This window comes from Streptomyces sp. JNUCC 63, from assembly GCF_054366325.1.
In genome coordinates this window covers 4365036-4385011 of the sequence record NZ_CM135963.1, presented here as the reverse complement: position 1 = coordinate 4385011, position 19976 = coordinate 4365036, and the positions used below count along the sequence as shown (strand labels likewise).

Annotated in this window: 20 protein-coding genes; 8 read left to right on the top strand and 12 right to left on the bottom strand. The window is 71.2% G+C overall.

The genetic code is table 11. From position 1 onward, the window contains the following. Window positions 1–8 precede the first annotated feature (8 nt). Window positions 9–1154: a WxL protein peptidoglycan domain-containing protein gene (locus ACX25U_RS20265; protein ID WP_454394077.1), complete on the top strand. Its 1146-nt coding sequence runs from the start codon at window positions 9–11 to the stop codon at window positions 1152–1154. A 160-nt stretch (window positions 1155–1314) separates the two neighbouring features. Here the strand turns inward: ACX25U_RS20265 and ACX25U_RS20260 are convergent, their stop codons facing one another. The 4 genes from ACX25U_RS20260 to ACX25U_RS20245 all read right to left on the bottom strand — a co-directional run bounded on the left by ACX25U_RS20260 (window position 1315) and on the right by ACX25U_RS20245 (window position 5261). Then, window positions 1315–2307, bottom strand: a complete 993-nt coding sequence (locus tag ACX25U_RS20260) for a hypothetical protein (RefSeq protein ID WP_454394386.1) — start codon at window positions 2305–2307, stop codon at window positions 1315–1317. Between the two features lie 64 nt (window positions 2308–2371). Further along, window positions 2372–2581, bottom strand: coding sequence for a hypothetical protein (locus tag ACX25U_RS20255; RefSeq protein ID WP_454394075.1), 210 nt, complete (start codon window positions 2579–2581; stop codon window positions 2372–2374). Continuing rightward, on the bottom strand, window positions 2574–4643 hold the full coding sequence (locus ACX25U_RS20250; protein ID WP_454394073.1) for a hypothetical protein: 2070 nt from the start codon (window positions 4641–4643) through the stop codon (window positions 2574–2576). Before ACX25U_RS20250 ends, ACX25U_RS20255 begins: the two co-directional genes overlap by 8 nt. Window positions 4644–4832: 189 nt before the next feature. Next, complete coding sequence (locus tag ACX25U_RS20245; protein ID WP_454394072.1) at window positions 4833–5261, bottom strand: hypothetical protein; 429 nt, start codon at window positions 5259–5261, stop codon at window positions 4833–4835. A 184-nt stretch (window positions 5262–5445) separates the two neighbouring features. Between ACX25U_RS20245 and ACX25U_RS20240 the strand changes: the two genes are divergently transcribed. Beyond that, window positions 5446–5724, top strand: a complete 279-nt coding sequence (locus tag ACX25U_RS20240) for a hypothetical protein (RefSeq protein WP_454387120.1) — start codon at window positions 5446–5448, stop codon at window positions 5722–5724. A gap of 23 nt (window positions 5725–5747) precedes the next feature. Here ACX25U_RS20240 and ACX25U_RS20235 read toward each other — a convergent pair whose 3' ends face one another. Beyond that, entirely contained in the window at window positions 5748–6590 is an 843-nt protein-coding gene (locus ACX25U_RS20235; RefSeq protein WP_454391042.1) for an IS5 family transposase, read from the bottom strand. A gap of 206 nt (window positions 6591–6796) precedes the next feature. Between ACX25U_RS20235 and ACX25U_RS20230 the strand changes: the two genes are divergently transcribed. After that, window positions 6797–7462, top strand: coding sequence for a pyridoxine/pyridoxamine 5'-phosphate oxidase (locus tag ACX25U_RS20230; protein WP_454394070.1), 666 nt, complete (start codon window positions 6797–6799; stop codon window positions 7460–7462). 6 nt (window positions 7463–7468) lie between these two features. Here the strand turns inward: ACX25U_RS20230 and ACX25U_RS20225 are convergent, their stop codons facing one another. Beyond that, entirely contained in the window at window positions 7469–8350 is an 882-nt protein-coding gene (locus ACX25U_RS20225; RefSeq protein ID WP_454394068.1) for a GNAT family N-acetyltransferase, read from the bottom strand. Window positions 8351–8404: 54 nt separating this feature from the next. Next, window positions 8405–9013: a GNAT family N-acetyltransferase gene (locus tag ACX25U_RS20220; protein ID WP_454394066.1), complete on the bottom strand. Its 609-nt coding sequence runs from the start codon at window positions 9011–9013 to the stop codon at window positions 8405–8407. A gap of 109 nt (window positions 9014–9122) precedes the next feature. On the opposite strand from ACX25U_RS20220, the gene ACX25U_RS20215 reads away from it, so the two are divergent. Then, window positions 9123–10349, top strand: a complete 1227-nt coding sequence (locus tag ACX25U_RS20215) for a flavin-containing monooxygenase (RefSeq protein WP_454394064.1) — start codon at window positions 9123–9125, stop codon at window positions 10347–10349. Window positions 10350–10358: 9 nt separating this feature from the next. On the opposite strand, the gene ACX25U_RS20210 is transcribed toward ACX25U_RS20215, so the two are convergent. Then, window positions 10359–11675 (bottom strand): MFS transporter, encoded by a 1317-nt coding sequence (locus ACX25U_RS20210; protein ID WP_454394062.1) that lies wholly within the window; start codon window positions 11673–11675, stop codon window positions 10359–10361. A 70-nt stretch (window positions 11676–11745) separates the two neighbouring features. On the opposite strand from ACX25U_RS20210, the gene ACX25U_RS20205 reads away from it, so the two are divergent. After that, window positions 11746–12789 carry a GlxA family transcriptional regulator gene (locus ACX25U_RS20205; RefSeq protein WP_454394060.1) on the top strand — a complete coding sequence of 348 codons (1044 nt, stop codon included), beginning with the start codon at window positions 11746–11748 and terminating at the stop codon, window positions 12787–12789. A 390-nt stretch (window positions 12790–13179) separates the two neighbouring features. On the opposite strand, the gene ACX25U_RS20200 is transcribed toward ACX25U_RS20205, so the two are convergent. Both ACX25U_RS20200 and ACX25U_RS20195 read right to left on the bottom strand, forming a co-directional pair. Next, window positions 13180–13665 carry an ATP-binding protein gene (locus tag ACX25U_RS20200; protein WP_454394058.1) on the bottom strand — a complete coding sequence of 162 codons (486 nt, stop codon included), beginning with the start codon at window positions 13663–13665 and terminating at the stop codon, window positions 13180–13182. Window positions 13666–14070: 405 nt separating this feature from the next. Further along, window positions 14071–14439, bottom strand: a complete 369-nt coding sequence (locus tag ACX25U_RS20195) for an STAS domain-containing protein (protein ID WP_454394056.1) — start codon at window positions 14437–14439, stop codon at window positions 14071–14073. A 297-nt stretch (window positions 14440–14736) separates the two neighbouring features. On the opposite strand from ACX25U_RS20195, the gene ACX25U_RS20190 reads away from it, so the two are divergent. Together ACX25U_RS20190 and ACX25U_RS20185 are read left to right on the top strand one after the other, a co-directional pair. Beyond that, complete coding sequence (locus tag ACX25U_RS20190; protein ID WP_454394054.1) at window positions 14737–15318, top strand: sigma-70 family RNA polymerase sigma factor; 582 nt, start codon at window positions 14737–14739, stop codon at window positions 15316–15318. Between the two features lie 298 nt (window positions 15319–15616). After that, window positions 15617–17095 carry a maleylpyruvate isomerase N-terminal domain-containing protein gene (locus ACX25U_RS20185; RefSeq protein ID WP_454394384.1) on the top strand — a complete coding sequence of 493 codons (1479 nt, stop codon included), beginning with the start codon at window positions 15617–15619 and terminating at the stop codon, window positions 17093–17095. A 17-nt stretch (window positions 17096–17112) separates the two neighbouring features. On the opposite strand, the gene purU is transcribed toward ACX25U_RS20185, so the two are convergent. Both purU and ACX25U_RS20175 read right to left on the bottom strand, forming a co-directional pair. After that, window positions 17113–17997: a formyltetrahydrofolate deformylase gene (gene purU, locus ACX25U_RS20180; RefSeq protein ID WP_454394052.1), complete on the bottom strand. Its 885-nt coding sequence runs from the start codon at window positions 17995–17997 to the stop codon at window positions 17113–17115. Window positions 17998–18043: 46 nt separating this feature from the next. After that, on the bottom strand, window positions 18044–18544 hold the full coding sequence (locus ACX25U_RS20175) for an SCO4402 family protein (protein WP_454394050.1): 501 nt from the start codon (window positions 18542–18544) through the stop codon (window positions 18044–18046). A 117-nt stretch (window positions 18545–18661) separates the two neighbouring features. Here ACX25U_RS20175 and ACX25U_RS20170 point away from each other — a divergent pair, with 117 nt between their 5' ends. After that, window positions 18662–19969 carry an ABC transporter substrate-binding protein gene (locus ACX25U_RS20170; RefSeq protein ID WP_454394048.1) on the top strand — a complete coding sequence of 436 codons (1308 nt, stop codon included), beginning with the start codon at window positions 18662–18664 and terminating at the stop codon, window positions 19967–19969. Window positions 19970–19976: the final 7 nt, after the last annotated feature.

Here is a 19976-nt window from a genome sequence, read left to right as displayed (position 1 = left end):
ATCCCGAGATGCACGTGCCCGCAACCCGTCGGAAGTTTCCCGTCACCGCTCTCCTGCGAACCGCCGCCCTGGTCCTGCTCATGGCTTTCGCGCTCACCGGGCTGCGGGCCGGTACCGCCGTGGCGGACGGCGGCGACGTCACCTGGACGGTCAGGACGGCCCCGAACGGCTACGGCGCCGACCGGTCCAGCTTCAGCTACAGCGTGAACCCCGGTGGACAGGCCAAGGACGCCATGGTCGTCGCCAACCGCGGCAAGTCCCCCCTCACCCTCGCCGTCTACGCCGCCGACGGCTTCACCACCGACACGGGCCAACTCGACCTGCTCACCAAGGACAAGAAGTCCGTCGGGATCGGCGCCTGGATCCACGCCGACCGCGAGAGCGTCGTGCTCCGGCCCGGCAAGTCCGTCACGGTCCCCTTCACGGTCACCGTCCCGGACAACGCCACTCCCGGCGACTACGTGGGCGGCATCCTCACCTCCCTGAAGCAGTCCGACGACGCCGAGGGCATCAACGTGGACCGGCGCCTGGGCATCCGGGTCAAGCTGCGGGTCAGCGGCGAGCTCGAGCCGAGCCTCGCGATCGAGGACCTCCACGTGGACTACACCGGCTCGGCCAACCCGTTCGCCAAGGGCGACGCCACCGTCACGTACACGATCCACAACACCGGCAACGCCATGCTGTCGGCCGGGCAGACGGTGGCGGTCTCGGGCCCGTTCGGGTGGCTGCGGACCGAAGCGGGCGAGATCGCCGCGCCGCCGGAGCTGCTGCCTGGTGAGAGCTGGAAGGTGAGGGTGCCCGTGCACGGCGTGACGCCCGGAGTCGGCCTGACCGCGACCGCCACCCTCACCCCGCTGCTCACCGACGCGTCGGGCTCCACCACCTCGCTCGAGCCGGTCCAGGCCACCGTGCACGGCTGGGCCGTCCCGTGGACGCTGCTGCTGATCCTCGTCCTCCTGATCGCGGTCACCGCCGCGGCGGTCGTCCGCTCGCGCCGCAGCCGCGCCCGGCGCAAGCAGCGCGAGGACGCCCGGGTACGGGCGGCCGTGGAACAGGCACTGCGCGAGAAGGAGACACTGGAGGCGCAGGAGACGCACGAGGCGGCGCCGGAAACGCAGGAGACGCGCGAGACGCCGGAGACGCAGAAGAGCTGACCGCCCGCGTGCGCCGGCGAGTCGCCGCGCGCGGTGGGCACCGGCGCCCGAGCAGGGGCAGGCGCGCGCGGGGTGAGTCGGTGCCGACCGCTGCCGTCGAGCACTCCTGCCCGGCCCGGGTGCCGTGTGTACTGGACCCGGGTCGGCTCAGTCCAGATCGTCAGGACCTCGCGGCTGTGCCGCAGTCGAAGGTCGCGGTCGCGGACTTCACGAAGGACTCGAAGTACGTTTCCTGCGCCGGAAGATCCGAGTGACGCTTCCGTGCCTCGAAGTACTGCCCCTTCGGCACAGTCGCCAGATAGAGAGGGCCTTGGGCGCAGGGCAGGACGATCCCTGTGCTCCCGATGACATCGGCTGCCCGGCCGTCGGGCGCCTCACCCTTGCTTGTGCCCGGTGCCTTCTTCACCGCGGCTACCAGCAGCGGGTCCCGGGACGCCGTGTACGTCATGAAGCCGTCCTTGCGGACGACGTCACGTGAGTCGTCGTCCAGGAACAACGTGCACGACCACAGATCGGCCGGAGCCTTCTGGCCCGATTCGAGCACCTCGGCGCCAGCCGGCACCTGGCCGCCGACGGACAAACCGTCAAGGCCGCACACCCGTCCTTCGGAAACCGGGCGTGCCGCATCAGCGCGAGGCGGCACCAGCGTCCCTGGCTCCTCGGGCAGGTCGCCGCACGCCGCCTGGGCCGCCATGGCACGTGCCACGTCGGTGATCAAACTGGCGAATCCCCTGGTGCCTGACGCCGATTCACCGGGGCTGACCCTGACGAACACCGGCTTTGTCGTCCAGCACCTCTCGGGCAGAAGGACCCACCCCTCGGACTGGTAGACCGCGCCGGTCACCGGTCCGGAGAAGAATGTTGCCTCCGACGGATCCGGCCACACTCCGTCGAAGGGGAGGTCACCGTCTACCTCCCAAACCCGGACGGACAACATCCCCTTCCCGGAACCGGGCAGGACCGACGACCTCTCCACCTTGCACACCGTATCCCCCAGGTCGTCGGCGACACCGTCCCCCTCGGCATCAAGACGACCGGACCCCGGAAGAACCGCGTCCGCCTTCGCCGCGGACACCAGCCCCCCACACAGCCGATCGGCCGTCAGCACATTGGTGTTGCGATAGACATGCAGCCCCGCCACCACCAGGACCAGGACGGCCGCTACAACCCAGACCCTCCACACCCGCCTCGTACGGCCCACTCCTGTGTTCACTCGCTCACTTCCTGGTTCGCAGGGCCGAATACGCTTCCTCGCGGCCGGTCATGTAACTCTGCGTGGCCTCGTCCTTGGCATTCCTGACGGCGTTGCTGTTCTCCCCGGCATCGCGGGTTTCGGCCCAGGAATCGATGAGGTTGTGCGTGCCGAGGATGCCCTTCGCCGTCTCCCTACTGACGTCGCCGCGCGCGACGTTCTCCGCGTCATCCATGACGCCCTTGGACCACTCGTATGTGGCGGCGTCCACGGCGCGTTGGGCGATGTCGCCGACCTCCGGGATCATGCCGACCAGCCCCCCCCACGCCGTGGTACGCGTAACGTGCCTGGTCGTTGATCTTCCCGATCTCAGCATCCCGGACGTCGAGCACCATGTCTGTGGCGATTGCGTTCATACCGCCGAAGGCCTCACCCACATCACGCGCCTTGATGTCCCAGTCGGTCACATTCCTTGTCAGGCCGCTCTGGGGTACGTGCTCACCGGTGTCCAGATATTCCACCGCATAGCGACGCTGCCCCTCGTACAGGGCGTCGAAGACCCGTACGGGCTTCCCCTTCGCATCCGTGCCGATCTCACCGTCGGACACACCGCGCATCACCCGCAGCACACTCTCCTTGCTGTTCGTGATCGAGGCGCTGTCGCCCGATCCGGCGATGTGGTCCCGGCCGACCGGGCTGTCCGGCGCGTAGCCGCCCAGAATGGCGTGCTTGTCCGCCGTGTAGTCGTTCAGCGCGCGGCCGAGAGGCACCTTGAGAGCTTCCGGAAAGTCGTCGTCGCCTTTGCTGTCCTTGTCCAGCACCGCGATGACCGCCTGCATGACGCGGGCCTGGCCCTCGCTGTGGGGCCCGGGCTTGCCCAGAGGCGTGCCGGGCTCGTGCCCCGTCGTTCCGGCCTCCAGCGCGGCCCCCAGGCCATGACGGCTGAGCGGGTCGTCCTGAACCACCACCGTCATACCGGCCGGGACAGCCATCTTCGGCCACTCCCGCGCCCCGTCCCCCTTGCCCACCAGGTAGTCCAGGTGCGACTGCCCCTTGTCCATGTCCGGGTCGAAGAAGGCGGTGGCCGCGTCGGGGTTCTTGCTCATCACGCCGAGAAGGCTGTCGAGCGCGTCGGCCCGGCCCTCGGTGTGGTTGCCACCCCACTGCTCAAAAATGGTGACGTTCTTCTTCTCGGCGGCGATCATGTCGTCGCCGAGCTGGTTCAGGAACTGGTCGTCGAACGGCACGTCGGCGTGCGTCATCATCTCGACGAACGGGCGGTATCCGTACAGCGGGTTGGAGTTCGAGTCGTAGTTCTTGGCCCCGGCCTCCTTGAGCCCTGCCGTGAACTTTCGGTAGAACGCGCCGTCGTCACTGTTCAGCCACGTCTGGAACTTCTCGGAGCCCGGTGCCGCGTCCGTCATCGAGCCGGGGACCTGGGTCGCCGTCGCAACCGTGTTGGCCAGTCCGCTCAGCAGCTCCGTGTACTGGGTGTCGGAGGCTTTCGCGCCCTGCTCGCGGTCGCACAGGACGTCACTCAGCCTGATGGTGCCTTCGGGACCCAGCCTGCCCAGGAAGGACTTGGCGAAGACCTCGTCGTCGGCGTTGTCCCGCATCGCCCGTCGCAGCTCCGCGATGTCGGCGTCGGAGACCTTCTCGCCGGCGGCCAGGCGCTTCGCGATGTCCTCGGCGTTGCGCGCCTCGTACTCCTCGATGTCGCCGAGGGGCTTGCCGTTGAAGCCGTTCGTCGTGCCGTCCATGACGTCGGTGTCCTGCGCCACCGCCTTCAGCGCGATCTCCACACCGGTGTCCGCGTCCGTCATTGCTGCGACCAGGTGGTCGATCTGCTGCTGCCACGAGCCGACCGCCTCACGCACCGACTTCTGATAGTCCGGGTCGTGGTGATAGGCGCTCCGCACGCCTTCGCTCAGTCTCGCCATGTCGAAGGTGACCCTGCCGGTGTCCGAGACCGCCATCCCGGCCTCCACGGCACCGTCTTTCGCCGCCTGCAACTTGCCCTTCGGTTCCGTGAACTGGGCGTGCGCGTCCCGTAGCAGCGAGGCGATCGCCTTCGCCTCGGCCTGGGCGGCCTTGTACTCGTTGAGCGTGGTGTCGAACATCGTTTTGGCCGCGGTGGCGCTCAGGCCGATCCAGGTCGGCCCCATGGTGATGCCGTGGACGTCCCTGTCGTACTGTTCCTCGCGCTTGTGGAACTCACCCGCCATATCCGTCCACTTGTCTGCGGCAGTGGTCAGACAAGCCAGGTCCGTACTCATGATCTCGTGGTAGGTGGGCATGCCCTTATCCCCGTTGTCCGGTATGCCTGATGATGTTGCGTCTACGGAGACAGCCCCGCATCAGCGCGCGTATGGACTGCGGCTGTCGATGAACACGCGCTCCACGGGCGTCCTGGCCGGTACGGGGAGCACGACCGGTGCCGGAGCGTCGCGTGCACATGCCGCGTCGGTCTTCCCGTGCCGCAGCCGTCAGTAACCGTCGAACACCGAGGTCGAGCGGATCTGCATCCCGGTCGACACATCGGTGTTCCGGAAAATCGTATGGGTTTCGCGCAGGGCACGCTTCTCCGCGCCGAGCCGGTTCATCAGGTTCTGCACCTGGTCGCCCCAGGTCTTGTGCGCGTTCTTCAGGGCGCGTGAAGTGATCCACCCCTCGCCGTCCTTGGCGGCGAGCGCCTTGACTGCGGCCGAGGTCTCCTCGCGCGCCCAGCCACCCGATTCCTTGGTTTCAGGTTCGAGATGCTGCTCTATGGCGTTGGCAGCGGCGCGCTTCTGCTCCGGGGTGGACACCAGATCGATGCTGCCGGGCACGAAGGGGCCGTACACGGGGGGTGAGGACGGGTCGGCCGGGATCTGGTTGAGCCGCATCGCGGTCGACGCACCGTCCCCTGCGGTCATCGGTATCTGCTCGCTTGGCCGACTGCTCACTCGTCCCCCATGAGTTCCGTCGAAGTCCCACGCCCGATGCGATCTTCTTCAGACTAAGAGGTCGCGCAGATAGACGGCCGCTGGGGCGGCGTTGAAGGCGTGTACGCCAGCTAGGCTCAGAAGATCACCGGTTACAGACCGCTATGAGGGAGCCATGGCCGTCACCTACTTGATGCTCGCGCGGCTACCTGAAGGCGGCTTGGGCACCTTCGACGCTTATGAGAGCGCTGTCCTGCCCCTCCTTGCCGAGTATGGAGGGCGTCTTGAGCGCCGACTGCGCACTCTGGACGATCAGGTCGAGGCCCACCTCATAGCCTTTCCCACCAGCGAGGATCTCGCTGCCTACCGGGCGGATCCCCGGCGTTCTGCCGCTGCACCACTGCTGGAGTCGTCTGGGGCAGCGGTCGAACTGCTCGCGGTGCGCGACGTTTAGATGCGGCGCGGATGAGGGTGCTGTCATGGTCGGCGGTTTGGGCGTTCGTCCCAGCGGTGAGTCGCCCATGCCTGCCGGATCAGGCTGCGCACGGTGATAACCGCGTCGGCGAGGTCGAAGAAGGCGTCGACGACGGTGGCGCGCCGCTCGTAGCAGCGGGCGAGCCGGTGGAAGGCGTTCTGCCAGGCGTGGGTACGTTCCACGTGCCACCGCCGACTGGCCTGGATGGGTGCCTTCTCGCCTTTGTGCGCGATACGGCCGTGGAAGCCGCGATCGTCGAGCACAGCGCGGGTCTTGTCCGAGTCGTAGCCGGCGTCCAGATGGACGGTGATGTCGTCGGGCAGCGGTCCGAGGTCGTCCAGGCGGTCCAGGGTCGGGGCGAGCAGCGGGGAGTCGTGGCGGTTGGCGCCGGCCAGGACCCGGCCCAGCGGAATGCCGTATCCGTCCGTCATGCCCGAGCGTTTCAAGCCCTGTTTGCCGCGGTCGACCGGGGAACGCCCGGCCACCTCGCCGCCTCCGGGAGCCTTGGTGATAGAGCCGTCCACGGCGATCTGGTCGAGGACGAGTCCCACGATCCGGTCGTAGGACTCCAGCGCGATCTGCTTGAGCCGGGTGAAGACGCCCAGTTGTATCCACTCGTCGCGGCGGTTGCGGATCGTGGTGGCCGAGCAGGTTGTGTCGGCGATCGCCTGGTAGGAGCAGCCGAAGCGCAGGAGCTGCAGCATCTTGTCGAAGACGATCCGGTCGCTGATACGTCGGCGGTGGCAGCCAAGTGGATGGTCCGGGTGGTACTCCGGCCGCTCGGGCAGCAGGGCCGCGAATTGGTCCCAGAGCGGTTCGGCGAGCCATGATGGCAGCGCGGGCACAGGTCTCCTCAGTGATCACAGAGCGTCGCAACTCCATGATCACCAGAACCTGTGCCCGTCCTGTTGCCGGTGTCCCCAACCGCACCTATCCGCGCGACCTCTAACAAGCGCCTTCTTCCGCACGGCGGCGCGGCGATGCGCGAAGGATGGGCACCCGCCCGAGCAAACCAGCGGCTCTGCTCGCCGCGTGCGGTGATACTCGGGGCATGGAACCGGATCTTCACAAGCTGCTGAAGTCACTGCGCGTCTGGGACCCGGAGTTCACCGAACTACCGGCGTTCGAACCCACGACGGCACCCTCCACTCCCCTCCCTCTCTTCGCCAGGTGGCTGGCCCAGGCAGCGGCGGCCGGGCAGCCGGAGCCGCACACGATGTCGCTGGCGACGACGGATGAGGAGGGCCGACCCGACGTCCGTATCGTGATGCTGCACGACGCGGACGAGAGGGGCTGGTCCTTCGGGACCCACGCCGGCAGCCGCAAGGGGCGGCAGCTGGCCGCCCACCCCCACGCCGCCCTGGCCTTCTACTGGCCGGTCCAGGGCCGCCAGGTCCGCATCCGGGGGCCGGTCACGACCGCCGCGCCCGAGGAGGCGCGGTCCGACCTGCACGCCCGCTCGACGGGAGCCCTGGCCGCCGCGCTCACCGGCCACCAGAGCGAGGTCCTGACCAGCCTGGACGAGCTGACCCGGGCTTCGGAGTCGGCCTGGGAGCGGGCCCGGCGCGAGCCGGACACCGCGGTCCCCTCCTGGACGCTCTACCGCCTCCGGCCGGCCGAGGTCGAGTTCTTCCAGGGCGAAGCCCTCCGCCGCCACGTACGTCTCCGCTACCGCCGTACGCGGGACGGCTGGGCCCGTGAGCTGCTGTGGCCCTGACGGGGCTCACCCGAAGTCGTACACCGCGAAGTCGGACACCGGGCGGTAGCCGATCCGCTGGTACAGGCCGTTGCTGGTGGGATTGGCGAGGTCGGTGAACAGCAGCACCTCCTCCGCTCCCGACTCCAGCGCGGCCCGGCCGACCTCGACGGTGACGGCTCCCGCGTATCCACGCCCCCGTAGGTGCGCCGGCGTGTAGACCCCGGCCACGCGCACCTGCCCGGCGACCTTCGGAGCCGCCCCTGCCATGGCGACGGGCGTCCCGTCCGGTGCCTCCCAGAACATGACGTTCCCGCGCTCGACGCGGTCGTCCGCCCAGTCCTCGGCGTCCCGGACGGCCGGCTCACCGACGGCCGCGCAGAACTCCTCGTACCACTGGGCCAGCAGCTTCCGGTCCGCCTCGCCCGCCACCCTCGCCCGCCCGGGCGGAGCCGGCCGCAAAACGGTCAGCTCGCCCAGCCGGTAGAGCCGCATCCGCTGCCGGAGGGCGACCTCGGCGCCCGTGTGGCGGCGCCAGGCCTCGGCAAACGCGGCGGCGGTGTCACGGTCCGCCGAGACGCCGGACAGACGGCGCTCCGGACCGGCCAGCCGGGCCGCCAGTGCGTCGGCCTCCTCCTCGGTCAGGGAGGTGAGGGAGATGGGGTGCGGCGGCGTACGGAAGAAGGCCCCCCGCACGCCCGCGGCCCCCTCTCCCTCCCCCGCCAGCACGCCGAACTCGGGATCGGCGTCCCCGTAGACGCGCGGGCCGCGCAAGCGCAGGGTCTCCGTCACGGTCAGGTGGATCGTGTGCGGTGCGGGCCGCGAGCGGAGGAACTCCCCGGCGCGCGCCAGGAATTGCTCGACGTCCTCGGTCAGGTACCAGTCGTTCCGGTCATCTTCGGAAGGCATGCTCCATGGTCCTGTCCACGGCCGTCCTACGCCCCCGAATCAAGTCCGCCCCGGTCAAGAGGCCCCCGGCTCCGGGTCCGTGGCGAGCCGTGCGTGCAGGTGGGCGTCGCGGAACGCGTCCCGGCGCTCCGCCTCGAAGAGCGCGCCGCGCAGGGTTCCCTCGTAGCGGAAGCCGCAGTGTTCCGCGACGCGGCAGGAGGCCTCGTGGCCGACGGCGTGGTCCAGTTCGAGGCGGTGGAGCCCCACCTCGCGGAAGGCCCAGCTCGCCACCAGACCCAGCGCCCGGGTGGCGACCTTGCGTCCACGTGCCTCGGGCAGTACCCAGTAGCCGACCCTGGCGACGCCGAGGAGTTGGCGGATGTCGTTGACGCCGATGTGGCCCAGTGCCGTACCACCGCCGCTCTCCGCGTCCGCGATCAGGAAGGACACCGCCGAACCCTCCCGGGCGCGGGCGGTCCGGGCCCGCAGGGAGTCACGGGCGCCGGCGGTGTCCGTGACGGGGACGAGCGGTGTGTTCCAGCGGCGGAACTCCGGATCGGTGACACCGCGCAGCCACGCTGCCACGTCCGCGTCGGACTCCGGGTCCCACGGGCGCAGGAGCAGCCCGTGCCCTTCTATGCGTACCGTCGAAAGGTTCTTGGAGTCATGGAGGTTGGCGGCCACCGGCTCATTGAACAACACACAGCCGGAACCGTGCAGTCGTGATCAATCCGCAACCAATTCCGGTCTTGACCGAGACCCATCAACCGGTCACGCGATTACTCTCGCGCTCATGTCCGACTCCACCCCCGCTCCGACCGCGCAGCCCACCGACCGTCCCGTGTACGTCATCGGCGGCGGTCCGGGCGGGCTGGCCGCCGCCCATGCGCTGCGCGCGCGGGGGATACGGGCCGTCGTCCTGGAGAAGTCCGACCGCGTCGGAGCCTCCTGGCGGCGCCACTACGACCGGCTGCACCTGCACACCACCCGGCGCCTGTCCGGCCTGCCCGGTCTGCCGATGCCGCGCCGGTTCGGCAGATGGGTCTCGCGCGACGACGTGGTGCGGTATCTGGAGGGGTACGCCGAACACCACCGGCTGGAGGTCGTGACCGGGGTCGAGGTCTCCCGCGTCGAGCGCGCGCCGGACGGCACTGGCTGGCTGCTGCACGCCACCGGCGGGCGGGAGCTGACCGGCGGCGCGGTGGTCGTCGCCACCGGCCACAACCACACGCCCCGCCTGCCCGACTGGCCCGGCCGTGAGTCGTACACGGACGTGTCCGGCGAGCTCCTGCACGCCTCCGAGTACCGCAACGCCAAGCCCTACGCCGGCCGTGACGTCCTCGTCGTCGGCGTCGGCAACACCGGCGCCGAGATCGCGGTGGACCTGGTGGAGGGCGGCGCCTCGCGCGTACGGCTGTCGGTGCGCACCGCCCCGCACATCGTGCGCCGGTCGACCGCCGGGTGGGCCGCCCAGTACACGGGCATCGTCGTACGACGGCTGCCGGTGGGGCTGGTCGACAGGCTCGCCGGACCGCTGGCGAGACTGAGCGTGCCGGACCTGTCGGCGCACGGCCTGCCCCGCCCCGGCACGGGCCTGTACTCGCGGGTGCGCGAGGGCGCGATCCCCGTCCAGGACGTCGGTCTCGTCGACGCCGTCCGCAAGGGCACGGTCGAGGTCGTGGCCGCCGTCGACGGCTTCGAGAACGGCAAGGCCGTCCTCGCCGACGGCACCCGCATCCGGCCGGACGCCGTCATCGCCGCCACCGGTTACGTCCGCGCCCTGGAGGGGCTGGTCGGCCACCTCGACGTACTCGACTCCCGCGGCCGGCCCGTCGTCCACGGCGCCCGCGCCCCGAAGAACGCGCCCGGCCTGTACTTCACCGGCTTCACCAACCCCATCAGCGGCATGCTCCGCGAGCTGGCCATCGACGCGGAGAAGATCGCCAGGGCCATCACGAAGGCCGACGCGAAGGCCGCCGCCCGCAAGGACGGCCGACGGGTCTCCCGACTGCCGGTCTGATCCCGGCCGTCACCCGCCCCCGACCCGGGTCCGCGGCCGCCGCCTGATCACCAGCGCCATCAGGGCCGCCGCCGCGCACAGCGCGCCCGAGGCGTACCAGACGACGTCGTACGAGCCGAAGACGTCCCGCGCGGCCCCGCCGAGGTAGGCGACGAGGGCGGCACCGACCTGGTGGGAGGCGAGGACCCAGCCGAACACGATCGCGCTGTCCTCGCCGTACTGCTCCCGGCACAGGGCGAGGGTGGGCGGGACGGTGGCGACCCAGTCGAGGCCGTAGAAGACGATGAAGAAGACCATCGGCGGACGCACGCCCGGCGCCAGCAGCATCGGAAGGAACAGCAGGGAGACACCGCGCAGGGCGTAGTACACGGCGAGCAGGCGGCGCGGTTCGAAGCGGTCGGTGAACCAGCCGGAGGCGATCGTACCGATCACGTCGAACACGCCGATGACCGCGAGCAGCGAGGCCGCCACCGTGATCGGCATGCCGTGGTCGTGGGCGGCGGGCACGAAGTGGGTCTGGATCAGGCCGTTGGTGGAGGCGCCGCAGATGGCGAAGGTGCCGGCCAGCAGCCAGAAGGGGGCGGTGCGCACCGCCGAGGACAGGACGGTCAGGGTCCGGCGGGCGGCCCCGGGCACCGGTTCCGGCTTGGCGACGAACTCCCGTGCGCCGTACGGGCGTGCACCCACGTCCGCCGGGTGGTCGCGCAGCAGCAGCCAGACGAAGGGGACGACGGCGAGGGCCGCCAGCGCGACCGTGACGGCCGCCGGGCGCCAGCCGTGCGACTGGACCGTCCAGGACAGGATCGGCAGGAAGATCAGCTGGCCGGAGGCCGCGGCGGCGGTGAGGATGCCGCTGACCAGGCCGCGGCGCTCGGTGAACCAGCGCTCGGTGACGGTCGCGGCGAAGGCGAGCGCCATCGCGCCGGAGCCGAGGCCGACCAGCAGGCCCCAGCACAGCCACAGCTGCCAGGCCGCCGTCATCCACACGGTCAGACCGGAGCCGAGGGCGACCACGCTCAGCGCGACGGCGACCACGCGGCGGATGCCGAAGCGGTCCATGAGCGCGGCGGCGAAGGGCGCGGTGAGGCCGTACAGGGCGAGGTTGATCGAGACCGCCGCGCCGATCGTGCCGCGTGACCAGCCGAACTCCTGGTGCAGCGGGTCGATGAGCAGGCCGGGCAGTGAGCGGAAGGCCGCCGCGCCGATGATCGTGACGAAGGTGACGGCGGCGACGAACCACGCGAAATGAACGCGGGAGCGGGAGCGGGCCCGGCGGTCGGACGGCTTTTCCTCTGCGGCGGCTGCGGGCTCTGCTGTCTGGGTCACGCCATGAGCTTCCGGTACGGGGCCACGGCTCTCCACTGGCCCGAAGGACAGTGTTCGCTAGGATCAGGCCATGGATACGGCCACGGATTTCCGCGCGCACCGCGTCGTCGTCCTCGCCCTCGACGGGCTGCTGCCCTTCGAACTGGGCATTCCGCACCGGATCTTCGGGCGGCCCAAGGACGCCGCCGGGCGGCATCTGTACGAGGTCGTCACCTGCTCGGTCCGGCCGCCGGGGCCGGTGCGGACGGAAGCCGACTTCTCGATCAACGTGGCGCACGGGCCCCAGGCCCTGGCCACCGCCGACACGGTGATCGTCCCGGCGTCGTACGAGCTGGGCCCCGTCCACGAGGAGGGCGTGCTGACCGAGGAGCTGGCCGCCGCCCTCGCGCTGATCCGGCCCGGCACCCGGCTCGCCTCGATCTGCACGGGCGTGTACGTGCTGGCCGCGGCCGGTCTCCTGGACGGGCGGCCCGCCACGACGCACTGGGCCGACGCCGACCGCTTCCAGCGGCTGTTCCCACGGGTCGAGGTGGACGCGGACGTGCTGTTCATCGACGACGGCGACGTGCTGACCTCGGCGGGCGTCGCGGCCGGGATCGACCTGTGCCTGCACATGGTGCGCCGCGACCACGGCACCGCGATCGCCAACGAGGTGGCCCGGCGGACCGTCGTACCGCCGCACCGGGACGGCGGGCAGGCGCAGTACGTCCACCGGCCGGTGCCGGACCCGCAGCTGGCCACCACGACCACCGCGCGCGCGTGGGCGCTGGGGCGTCTGCACGAGCCGATCCAGTTGCGGGACATGGCCGCGCGGGAGGCCATGTCCGTACGGACCTTCACCCGGCGCTTCCGCGAGGAGGTCGGGGCCAGTCCGGGGCAGTGGCTCACGCAGCAGCGCGTCGAACGCGCCCGGCACCTGCTGGAGTCCACGGACCTGTCCGTGGACCGGGTGGCCCGCGACGCCGGCTTCGGTACGGCCCAGTCCATGCGGCAGCATCTGCAGACGGCGCTCGGAGTGACGCCGACGGCCTACCGGCGCACGTTCCGGACCGCTCCGGGAACGAGGGCGGAGAATTGTCCACAGCCTGTGGACAAGTTGGGCACGGGAGGGTGAGTCGGCTGGCGGCGCGCGCCTGCCCGCCCCGAGCACGGCAGTGCGCGCCGCCCTCCGACCGCGGCGCACCGGTCCCACCCCCCTCGGACCCTGCGGGGACCGGCCGGCGCCGACATCACGACCCACACTCGTCGAGGACTTCCGGCGCCCGAGCCCTCGACGTCCCCTCGCGGCGAATCGCTGACCACAAGCGTGATCAAACGGACAGGACACGTCAACACCGCCCAGGTGGTTTACCCGTTATGCCCGATCGCAACGGGGCGCGCACAGAAGCATCTCCCGGCGCACGACTTGACCGCCCCGAGGGGTGGGACGGCGCGCCGGCAACCGCGCGGGGGTGCCGTCCACCTTGTGCGCCGGCTCAAGGGGCCCCACAGGGGAAGGGTGGCCCTACACCGCCTCGTACGCCAGCCCCTCGCAGGCCAGTCCCTCGTACACCGCCGGCGCCGCGGTCTCCGCCGCGTCAACCGGTGTGGCGCAGCGGTCCAGTTCGCACCAGATGCGCTTGCCCGTGCCCTCCGGGCTCCAGCCCCACCGGTCGGCGAGGCCGTCGACGAGGGCGAGGCCGCGGCCGCTCGTGGCCTCGTCGCCCACGCAGCGCGGCACGGGGGCCCTGGTGCTGGCGTCGGCCACTTCCAGGCGGACGGTGGTCGCTTCGGCCGGCACGCCGGGCAGGGACAGCCGCAGTACGGCGGGACAGCCGGTGTGCACCACGGCGTTGGTGACCAGTTCGGAGACGAGCAGGATCAACGTCTCGGCGAGCGGCTCGTCGGCCTGTATCCCCGAACCGGCGAGCCGCGAGCGGGCCCACCTCCGGGCTCGCCCCACCTCCGCGGGGTCGGGCCGGATCTCCAGCTGCACTTGAAGCACCTGCACCGCTCACACCATCCGAACCGGCGGACACATAGCCTCGCGCACGCGAGGGCCACGATCGTAGCCATTTTCTGCATGGCCAGAACAACGGCCAGAGCAGGAGTCACGGAACGTGACTCTCTTGGGAGACAGCATGGTTGACGTACCGTCACCACAACAAGCGCTTCGGGCATATTCCCGCGCGAAGGAGTACCCGTGCGGCATACTGTGCGACGCCCGTCATGACATGGCTCGTGCCCGGAACCACTCGCATCCCGCACAAGGTACCCGAGCACGGCGGCGACTCCGGGACGTGACGAGTCACGCGCGGGGACACCGGTACGGTGGCGACGCTCCGTGATGCTCCTGTGCCACGATCCATGACATCGGCCGGCGGCCGGCCCGGACGGACGGCGCCCGTCCGCGGCGCTACGCGGTCAGCGGTTCCTCGTCCACCGCCGCCGCGAGGTCCGCGTAGACGTCGAAGAGGCGGCGCACTCCGAGCGCACCGAGCACACGGTTGACGTGCGAGCCGTCGACCGCGCCGCGGGCCGGCAGGATCAGGCGGAGCCGGCCCTGGCAGGAGCGGATCAGGCGGCGGGCGGCTATGAGGACGCCGACGCCGCTGGAGTCGCAGAAGAAGACGTCCGAGAGGTCCAGGACGAGATGGTGGTGGCCCTGCGCCACCGCCTCGTGCACCCGCTGCCGCAGCACCGGCGAGGTCACCAGGTCCAGTTCGCCGGCGACCCGGAGCACGCTCCACTCGCCCTGTTGGTCGTCGGTCACCTTGAACGTCACGGCCCGCCCTCCGCTCGCCGGATCTTCCCCGGAACCGCTCGGAAACGGAAGCAGTTCCTACGCTTCTTTCCGCGCGGCTGCCCAGCGGCCGTTCCCCCAAACGCCATAACTCAAACCGAGACCGTTCCTTCAGGGACTTGTTTCAGTCGCTTTCGATCGCGTTCGATCAGAGTTGGTCTTGCGGCGACGGGGCGCGCATTGGCACAAGGGGGCGTGCGTTGTCGGACGTGCCGACTACATTCGAGGTGACCGCACAGACACGCTGGGCAGGGCGCAGCCGGGTTTTGGAGGGGTTGTATGGCGAAGAAGGACGCACCGCCCCGCTGGGACCGCAGGATGCAACAGCGGCTCGCGCGCGGGGAGGCGGCCGCCCTCGGTGAGCTCTACGACCGTTTCGCCTCCCTCGTGCACGGCCTCGCCCACCGGGTGCTCGGGGACGAGCGGGCCGCCGACCACATCACCCGCGAGGTCTTCGTGCACGTCTGGGAGCACCCCGACGCCTACGACCCCCAGCAGGGCCCGCTGCGCTCCTGGGTGGCCGCGCTGACCCACCGGCTCGCCGTGCAGCGGCTGCGCGGCACCGAGGCCGCCGCGCCGGCCCTCGACGAGCGGGACTCCCCCGAGGAGTCGGAACTCAGGGTGCGCCGCGCCTCGGCCGCCGCCCGCGCCGACTACATCGTCCACTCCATGCCGGCCCCCCTGCGCGCCGCTCTGGAACTGGCCTACTTCCAGCGCCGCGACTACCGGCAGACCGCCGCCGACCTCGGCATCCCCGAGGACGAGGCCCGCCGCCGCCTCCGCCTCGGCCTCCAACTCCTCTCCACCGCCCACGACACGAACTCCCCCGGCACACCACCCGGCTACGGGGGTGCGGCATGAACCCGCCGAAGCCGGGACACCCCGGCGACCCGGACGGCCCCGGTGCCCCTGGCGGCCACCGCGCCCCTGACGGGCCGTACGGCTCCGCCGAGCCGGACGGCCCCGGCGGACCGGGCGCCCCGGACGGCCTTGGTGACCCGGGCAATCCCGGCAGCCCCGGCGCTCCGGACGAGCCGGCTCGTCCGGAGGGCCCGCACGGCCCCGCCGGCCCGGGGGGCCTTGGTAGCCCGGACGGCCCTGGCGGCTCCGGTGGCCCCCGCGACCCGATGGGCCGGGCAGGCCGGACGGCTCCGGCAGCCTGGACGGCCCCACCGGCCCGAGGGGTCTCCGGGACTCAGGCGACCCCGGTACTGCGGACGGCCCCGGTACTCCGCACGACCCCGCCGGCTCCGTGGCCCCGAGCCGCTCCGGCACTCCGGGCGGCCCCGGTGGCCCGGACGGCCCCACAGGGCCGGACAGCCCCGCCGGCACGGACGCTCCCCGCGGCCCCGGCGTTCCCCGCGGCCCCGGCGTTCCGGGCGGACCCGGCTCCCCCGTCGGTCCTCAGGGTGCTCCCGGGCCCGGTCGGTCGCCGCGCATACCCGTGCCCCGTGTGTCCGTCGAGGACGGTGGGCGGGCGCTGCCCGTGTTGGAGGAGTCGGTGGAGGTGAAGGGCCGGAGTGTGATGGAGCATCATGTTCTGAAGTCGCTTCTCGGGGCGTGGGCGTTGGCCGCCTGTGCGCCGGAGGAGGCGGCGGCGGTCGAGGAGCACCTCGGGGAGTGCGGCGACTGCGCGGAGGAGGCGCTGCGGCTGCGGGAGGCGGTCGGGCTGCTGCACCGGCCCGAGAGCCTGGACCTGGACCCGGGGCTGCGCACGCGCGTGCTGGACGGCTGCCTGGAGCGGCGGCCACCACGCATCCCCGTGCCCGGGTGGGCGGCTCCCTACGACGCCGAGGCCGCCCGCCTGGACGCGCTGCTGCGGGACATGGGCGACTCCGAGTGGCACACGCCGGTACGCCTGCGGTGGTTCGCGGGCGAGGACGCCACCAGCCGCCGTACGACCGTCGCCGGGGTCATCGCGCATCTGATGAGCGTCGACGGGCTGGTCGCGGTGGCGCTCGGACTCGACGACCCGCTCGGCGACGCCGGCGCCCGCGCCGACCGCCCCACCCCGGCGGCGCGCACCGAGGCGTACTGGCGGGCCTCGCACTTCCCGCCGACCCGGTCGGTGCGGGCGCCCTGGCGGGAGCAGACGCACGCCCTGGTGCGGACGGTGTCCTTCACCGACGAAGGCACGGGCGGACCCACCGTGCCCTACGGCGACTTCGAGCTCCCGCTGCCCGACGCGATGCTGGACCGCGCCTTCGAGTGCTGGGTGCACGCCGAGGACATCGCTCAGGCCGTGGACTACCCGTACGGGCCGCCCGCCTCGCGGCACCTGCACGAAATGATCGACCTCGCGGCCCGGCTGCTGCCGGGCGTGCTCGCCGCACGGCGGCGGGCCGGGCTCGCCTCGCCCGCCCGCGCCCGGCACCTGGTGGCCGCGGGCGAACCCGGCCGCAGCCTGCGCCTGGAGATCGAGGGCCAGGGCGGCGGCCAGTGGCTGATCCCGCTCGACTCACCCGGAGCGGTCGGCTCCGCGGAGCACGAGGTGGCCCATGTGGCGCTGGACGGCCTGGAGTTCTGCCGGCTGGCGGCGGGGCACGTCGCTCCGCGCGAGGCGGCGGCCGGTCAGGTCGGCGACCGTGAGGCGATCAGGGACGTGCTGTACGCGGCGGCGTCGCTGAGCCGCATGTGACACCGCCGCCGGACGGGTCAGGCGAACACCACAGTCCGCCGCCCGTTCAGCAGGATCCGGCGCTCCGCGTGCCACTTCACCGCCCGCGCCAGCGCCTGGCACTCCACGTCCCGTCCGACGGCGACCAGCTGGTCCGGCGTGACGTCGTGGCCGACCCGCTCGACCTCCTGCTCGATGATCGGCCCCTCGTCGAGGTCGGCCGTCACATAGTGCGCCGTCGCGCCGATCAGCTTCACGCCCCGTGCGTGCGCCTGGTGGTACGGCTTCGCGCCCTTGAAGCTCGGCAGGAAGGAGTGGTGGATGTTGATGATCCGGCCGCTGAGCCGCTTGCACAGGTCGTCGGAGAGGACCTGCATGTAGCGGGCGAGGACGACCAGTTCGACGTTCTCCTCGCGCACGATCTTCAGCAGCCGCGCCTCGGCCTCCGGCTTGGTGTCCTTGGTCACCGGGATGTGGTGGAAGGGGATGTTGTACGACCCCACCAGCTCGGCGAAGTCGGTGTGGTTGGACACCACCGCCGCGATCTCCACCGGCAGCGCGCCGATCCGGGCGCGGAAGAGCAGGTCGTTCAGGCAGTGCCCGAACCTGCTGACCATCAGCACGATCCGCATCTTCTCGTCGGCCCGGTTGATCTGCCAGTCCATCGAGAAGGAGTCACCGATCGCCGCGAAGCTGGCGCGCAGCTTGTCCACCGTGACCGGCGCCTCGGCCGAGAAGTGGACACGCATGAAGAACAGTCCCGTGTCGTGGTCGCCGAACTGCTGGCTGTCCTCGATGTTGCAGCCGGTCATGAACAGATAGCTGGACACGGCGTGCACGATGCCCTTCTTGTCCGGGCACGAGAGGGTCAGGACGTACTGGTCGGCCGGAGCCGCCGCGGCTCGGGAGGACTGCTCGTTCATGCGGGACAGGGTCTCATGCCGGGCACGGTCCGTGACCCGGAGTCCGTCACGCGGACCGCGTCAGGATCCGCAGCACCTCGAGGGTGCGGGGCGGCGCGTCCGGGTCGTCGCCGTCGCTCGCCGAGAGCCGCACATGCGCGTCCCGCGCCGCCCGTACCGCCTCCGGCCAGGCGTGGTGGTCGAGGTACGCGGCCACCGGCGCGTCCGGGCCCACCTGGTGCATGATGCGCAGCACCCGCAGGACCGCGGTGTCCACGAGCGCCGCCTCCTGGGAGTCCCGGAAGATCGTGCCGACGTATTTCTCGGCGGACCAGCTGTCCAGCCAGGTGTCCTCGACCAGCCGGTAGACGGCGTCGGTGACGTCGCCGTACCCCTCGACGCCTGCCAGCCAGACGTCCCGCTGGAACACCGGATCGGAGAGCATGTGCAGCGCGGAGCGCACGTTGCTGCGCCAGCGCCACCACGGCATGTCGTTGACGGGCATGCCGCCCATGGTGGATGAGCGACGGCCGCGACGGGAAGAGTTCTCCGAACCTTGCACGGTCATCGATCGTACGTTCCTCGTCCCAGCCGCCTCACCTGCCCCCGTAATTCACCTCGATGTCACTCTTCGTTGACCGGGAGTCACTCATGGGTTGGCGATGTGACGGAATCGTGTGTGTGCATGACCGGCAGGCGACGCTCCCGTACTACATTCCCCCCCATCCTCCCCCGGCCCGTCAGAAGAGCCCTGCTGTCGGCGGGCGCTCTGACGGCGTGCGCCTCGCTCGCCGCCGGGTGCGGGATCGTTCCTGGTGCCACGGGGGGCTCCGGGAACGACCCCGTCACCGTGATGACCTGGGCGCCGGAGAACACCAGAGCGACCAACAAGCCCGGCATGCCCGCCATGGCCAAGGCCTACGCCCGCTGGGTCAATGCCAACGGCGGGATCAACGGCCGCAAGCTGAACGTCCTGACCTGCAACGACGGCAACGACAGCGTGACCGCGGCGAAGTGCGCCCGACGCGCCGCGAAGGAGAACGTGGTCGCCGTCGTGGGCTCCTACAGCCAGTACAGCGACTCCTTCTTCCCGCCGCTGGAGGGCGCCGGCATCCCGTACATCGGCGGCTACGGCGTCACCACCACCGAGTTCACCCGGGCCCTGTCCTACCCCGTCAACGGCGGCCAGCCCGCCCTGCTGGCCGGTCTCGGCAGGGAGCTCGCCGCACGGTGCGGTCCCGTCACGCTCGTACGCCCCGACACCATCGCGGGCGACGAGCTGCCCGCCCTGTTCAACGCCGGTCTGCGGGCCGGCGGCCACGAGGCCGCCCACGACCAGCGGGCCGCCGACGACGCCACCGAATACTCCGGCCAGGCCGACCAGGCGCTGAAGCAGTCGAGCGCCGACCCGGCGAGGATGGGCTGCGTGGTCCCCGCCCTCGGGGAGCGCACCAACATCTTCATGGACTCCTTCCGCCGAGCCCGCGAGAGCTATCCGGCCGTGCGCACCGCCGCCGTGCTCGGCAGCGTCGACCAGTCGGTGGTCGACACCAGCGGCGGAAAGTCCGGCCCCTACGAGGGGTCGTACGTCACGGGCTGGTACCCGGTGGCGAGCGATCCGCGCTGGGACGGGATGAAGAAGGTCATCAACGAGCAGGCGTTCGGCGACAACCGGGTCGACCCCGAGGACCCCGCAGTGCAGACCACGTGGATCGCCTACACCGTGCTCCGGGCCGTCCTGGAGAAGATCGGCGACGGGGAGGTGAGCGCCGACACCGTACGGCGCACCCTCGACCGCGGGCTGACGGTCGACACCGGCGGGCTGACCCCGCCGCTGCGGTGGCGCACCTCCGACCTGCTCGCCTCCTCCGGCTTCGCCCGGCTGGTCAACGCGGACGTGACCCAGCAGGTGGTGCGGCAGGGCCGGCTGGTGCCGGCCACGAAGGGGTTCGTCGACATGACGAAGACGCTGGAGGACGCGGACGTCGACTGACAGCCGC

Coding starts and splice junctions, on each gene's coding strand:
- ACX25U_RS20175 (WP_454394050.1), bottom strand. CDS start 18,544: ATGACCGTGCAAGGTTCGGAGAACTCTTCCCGTCGCGGCCGTCGCTCA.
- ACX25U_RS20230 (WP_454394070.1), top strand. CDS start 6,797: ATGGAACCGGATCTTCACAAGCTGCTGAAGTCACTGCGCGTCTGGGAC.
- ACX25U_RS20255 (WP_454394075.1), bottom strand. CDS start 2,581: ATGGATGACGCGGAGAACGTCGCGCGCGGCGACGTCAGTAGGGAGACG.
- purU (WP_454394052.1), bottom strand. CDS start 17,997: ATGAACGAGCAGTCCTCCCGAGCCGCGGCGGCTCCGGCCGACCAGTAC.
- ACX25U_RS20245 (WP_454394072.1), bottom strand. CDS start 5,261: ATGACCGCAGGGGACGGTGCGTCGACCGCGATGCGGCTCAACCAGATC.
- ACX25U_RS20265 (WP_454394077.1), top strand. CDS start 9: ATGCACGTGCCCGCAACCCGTCGGAAGTTTCCCGTCACCGCTCTCCTG.
- ACX25U_RS20250 (WP_454394073.1), bottom strand. CDS start 4,643: ATGCCCACCTACCACGAGATCATGAGTACGGACCTGGCTTGTCTGACC.
- ACX25U_RS20190 (WP_454394054.1), top strand. CDS start 14,737: ATGGCGAAGAAGGACGCACCGCCCCGCTGGGACCGCAGGATGCAACAG.
- ACX25U_RS20170 (WP_454394048.1), top strand. CDS start 18,662: ATGACCGGCAGGCGACGCTCCCGTACTACATTCCCCCCCATCCTCCCC.
- ACX25U_RS20225 (WP_454394068.1), bottom strand. CDS start 8,350: ATGCCTTCCGAAGATGACCGGAACGACTGGTACCTGACCGAGGACGTC.
- ACX25U_RS20240 (WP_454387120.1), top strand. CDS start 5,446: ATGGCCGTCACCTACTTGATGCTCGCGCGGCTACCTGAAGGCGGCTTG.
- ACX25U_RS20205 (WP_454394060.1), top strand. CDS start 11,746: ATGGATACGGCCACGGATTTCCGCGCGCACCGCGTCGTCGTCCTCGCC.
- ACX25U_RS20215 (WP_454394064.1), top strand. CDS start 9,123: ATGTCCGACTCCACCCCCGCTCCGACCGCGCAGCCCACCGACCGTCCC.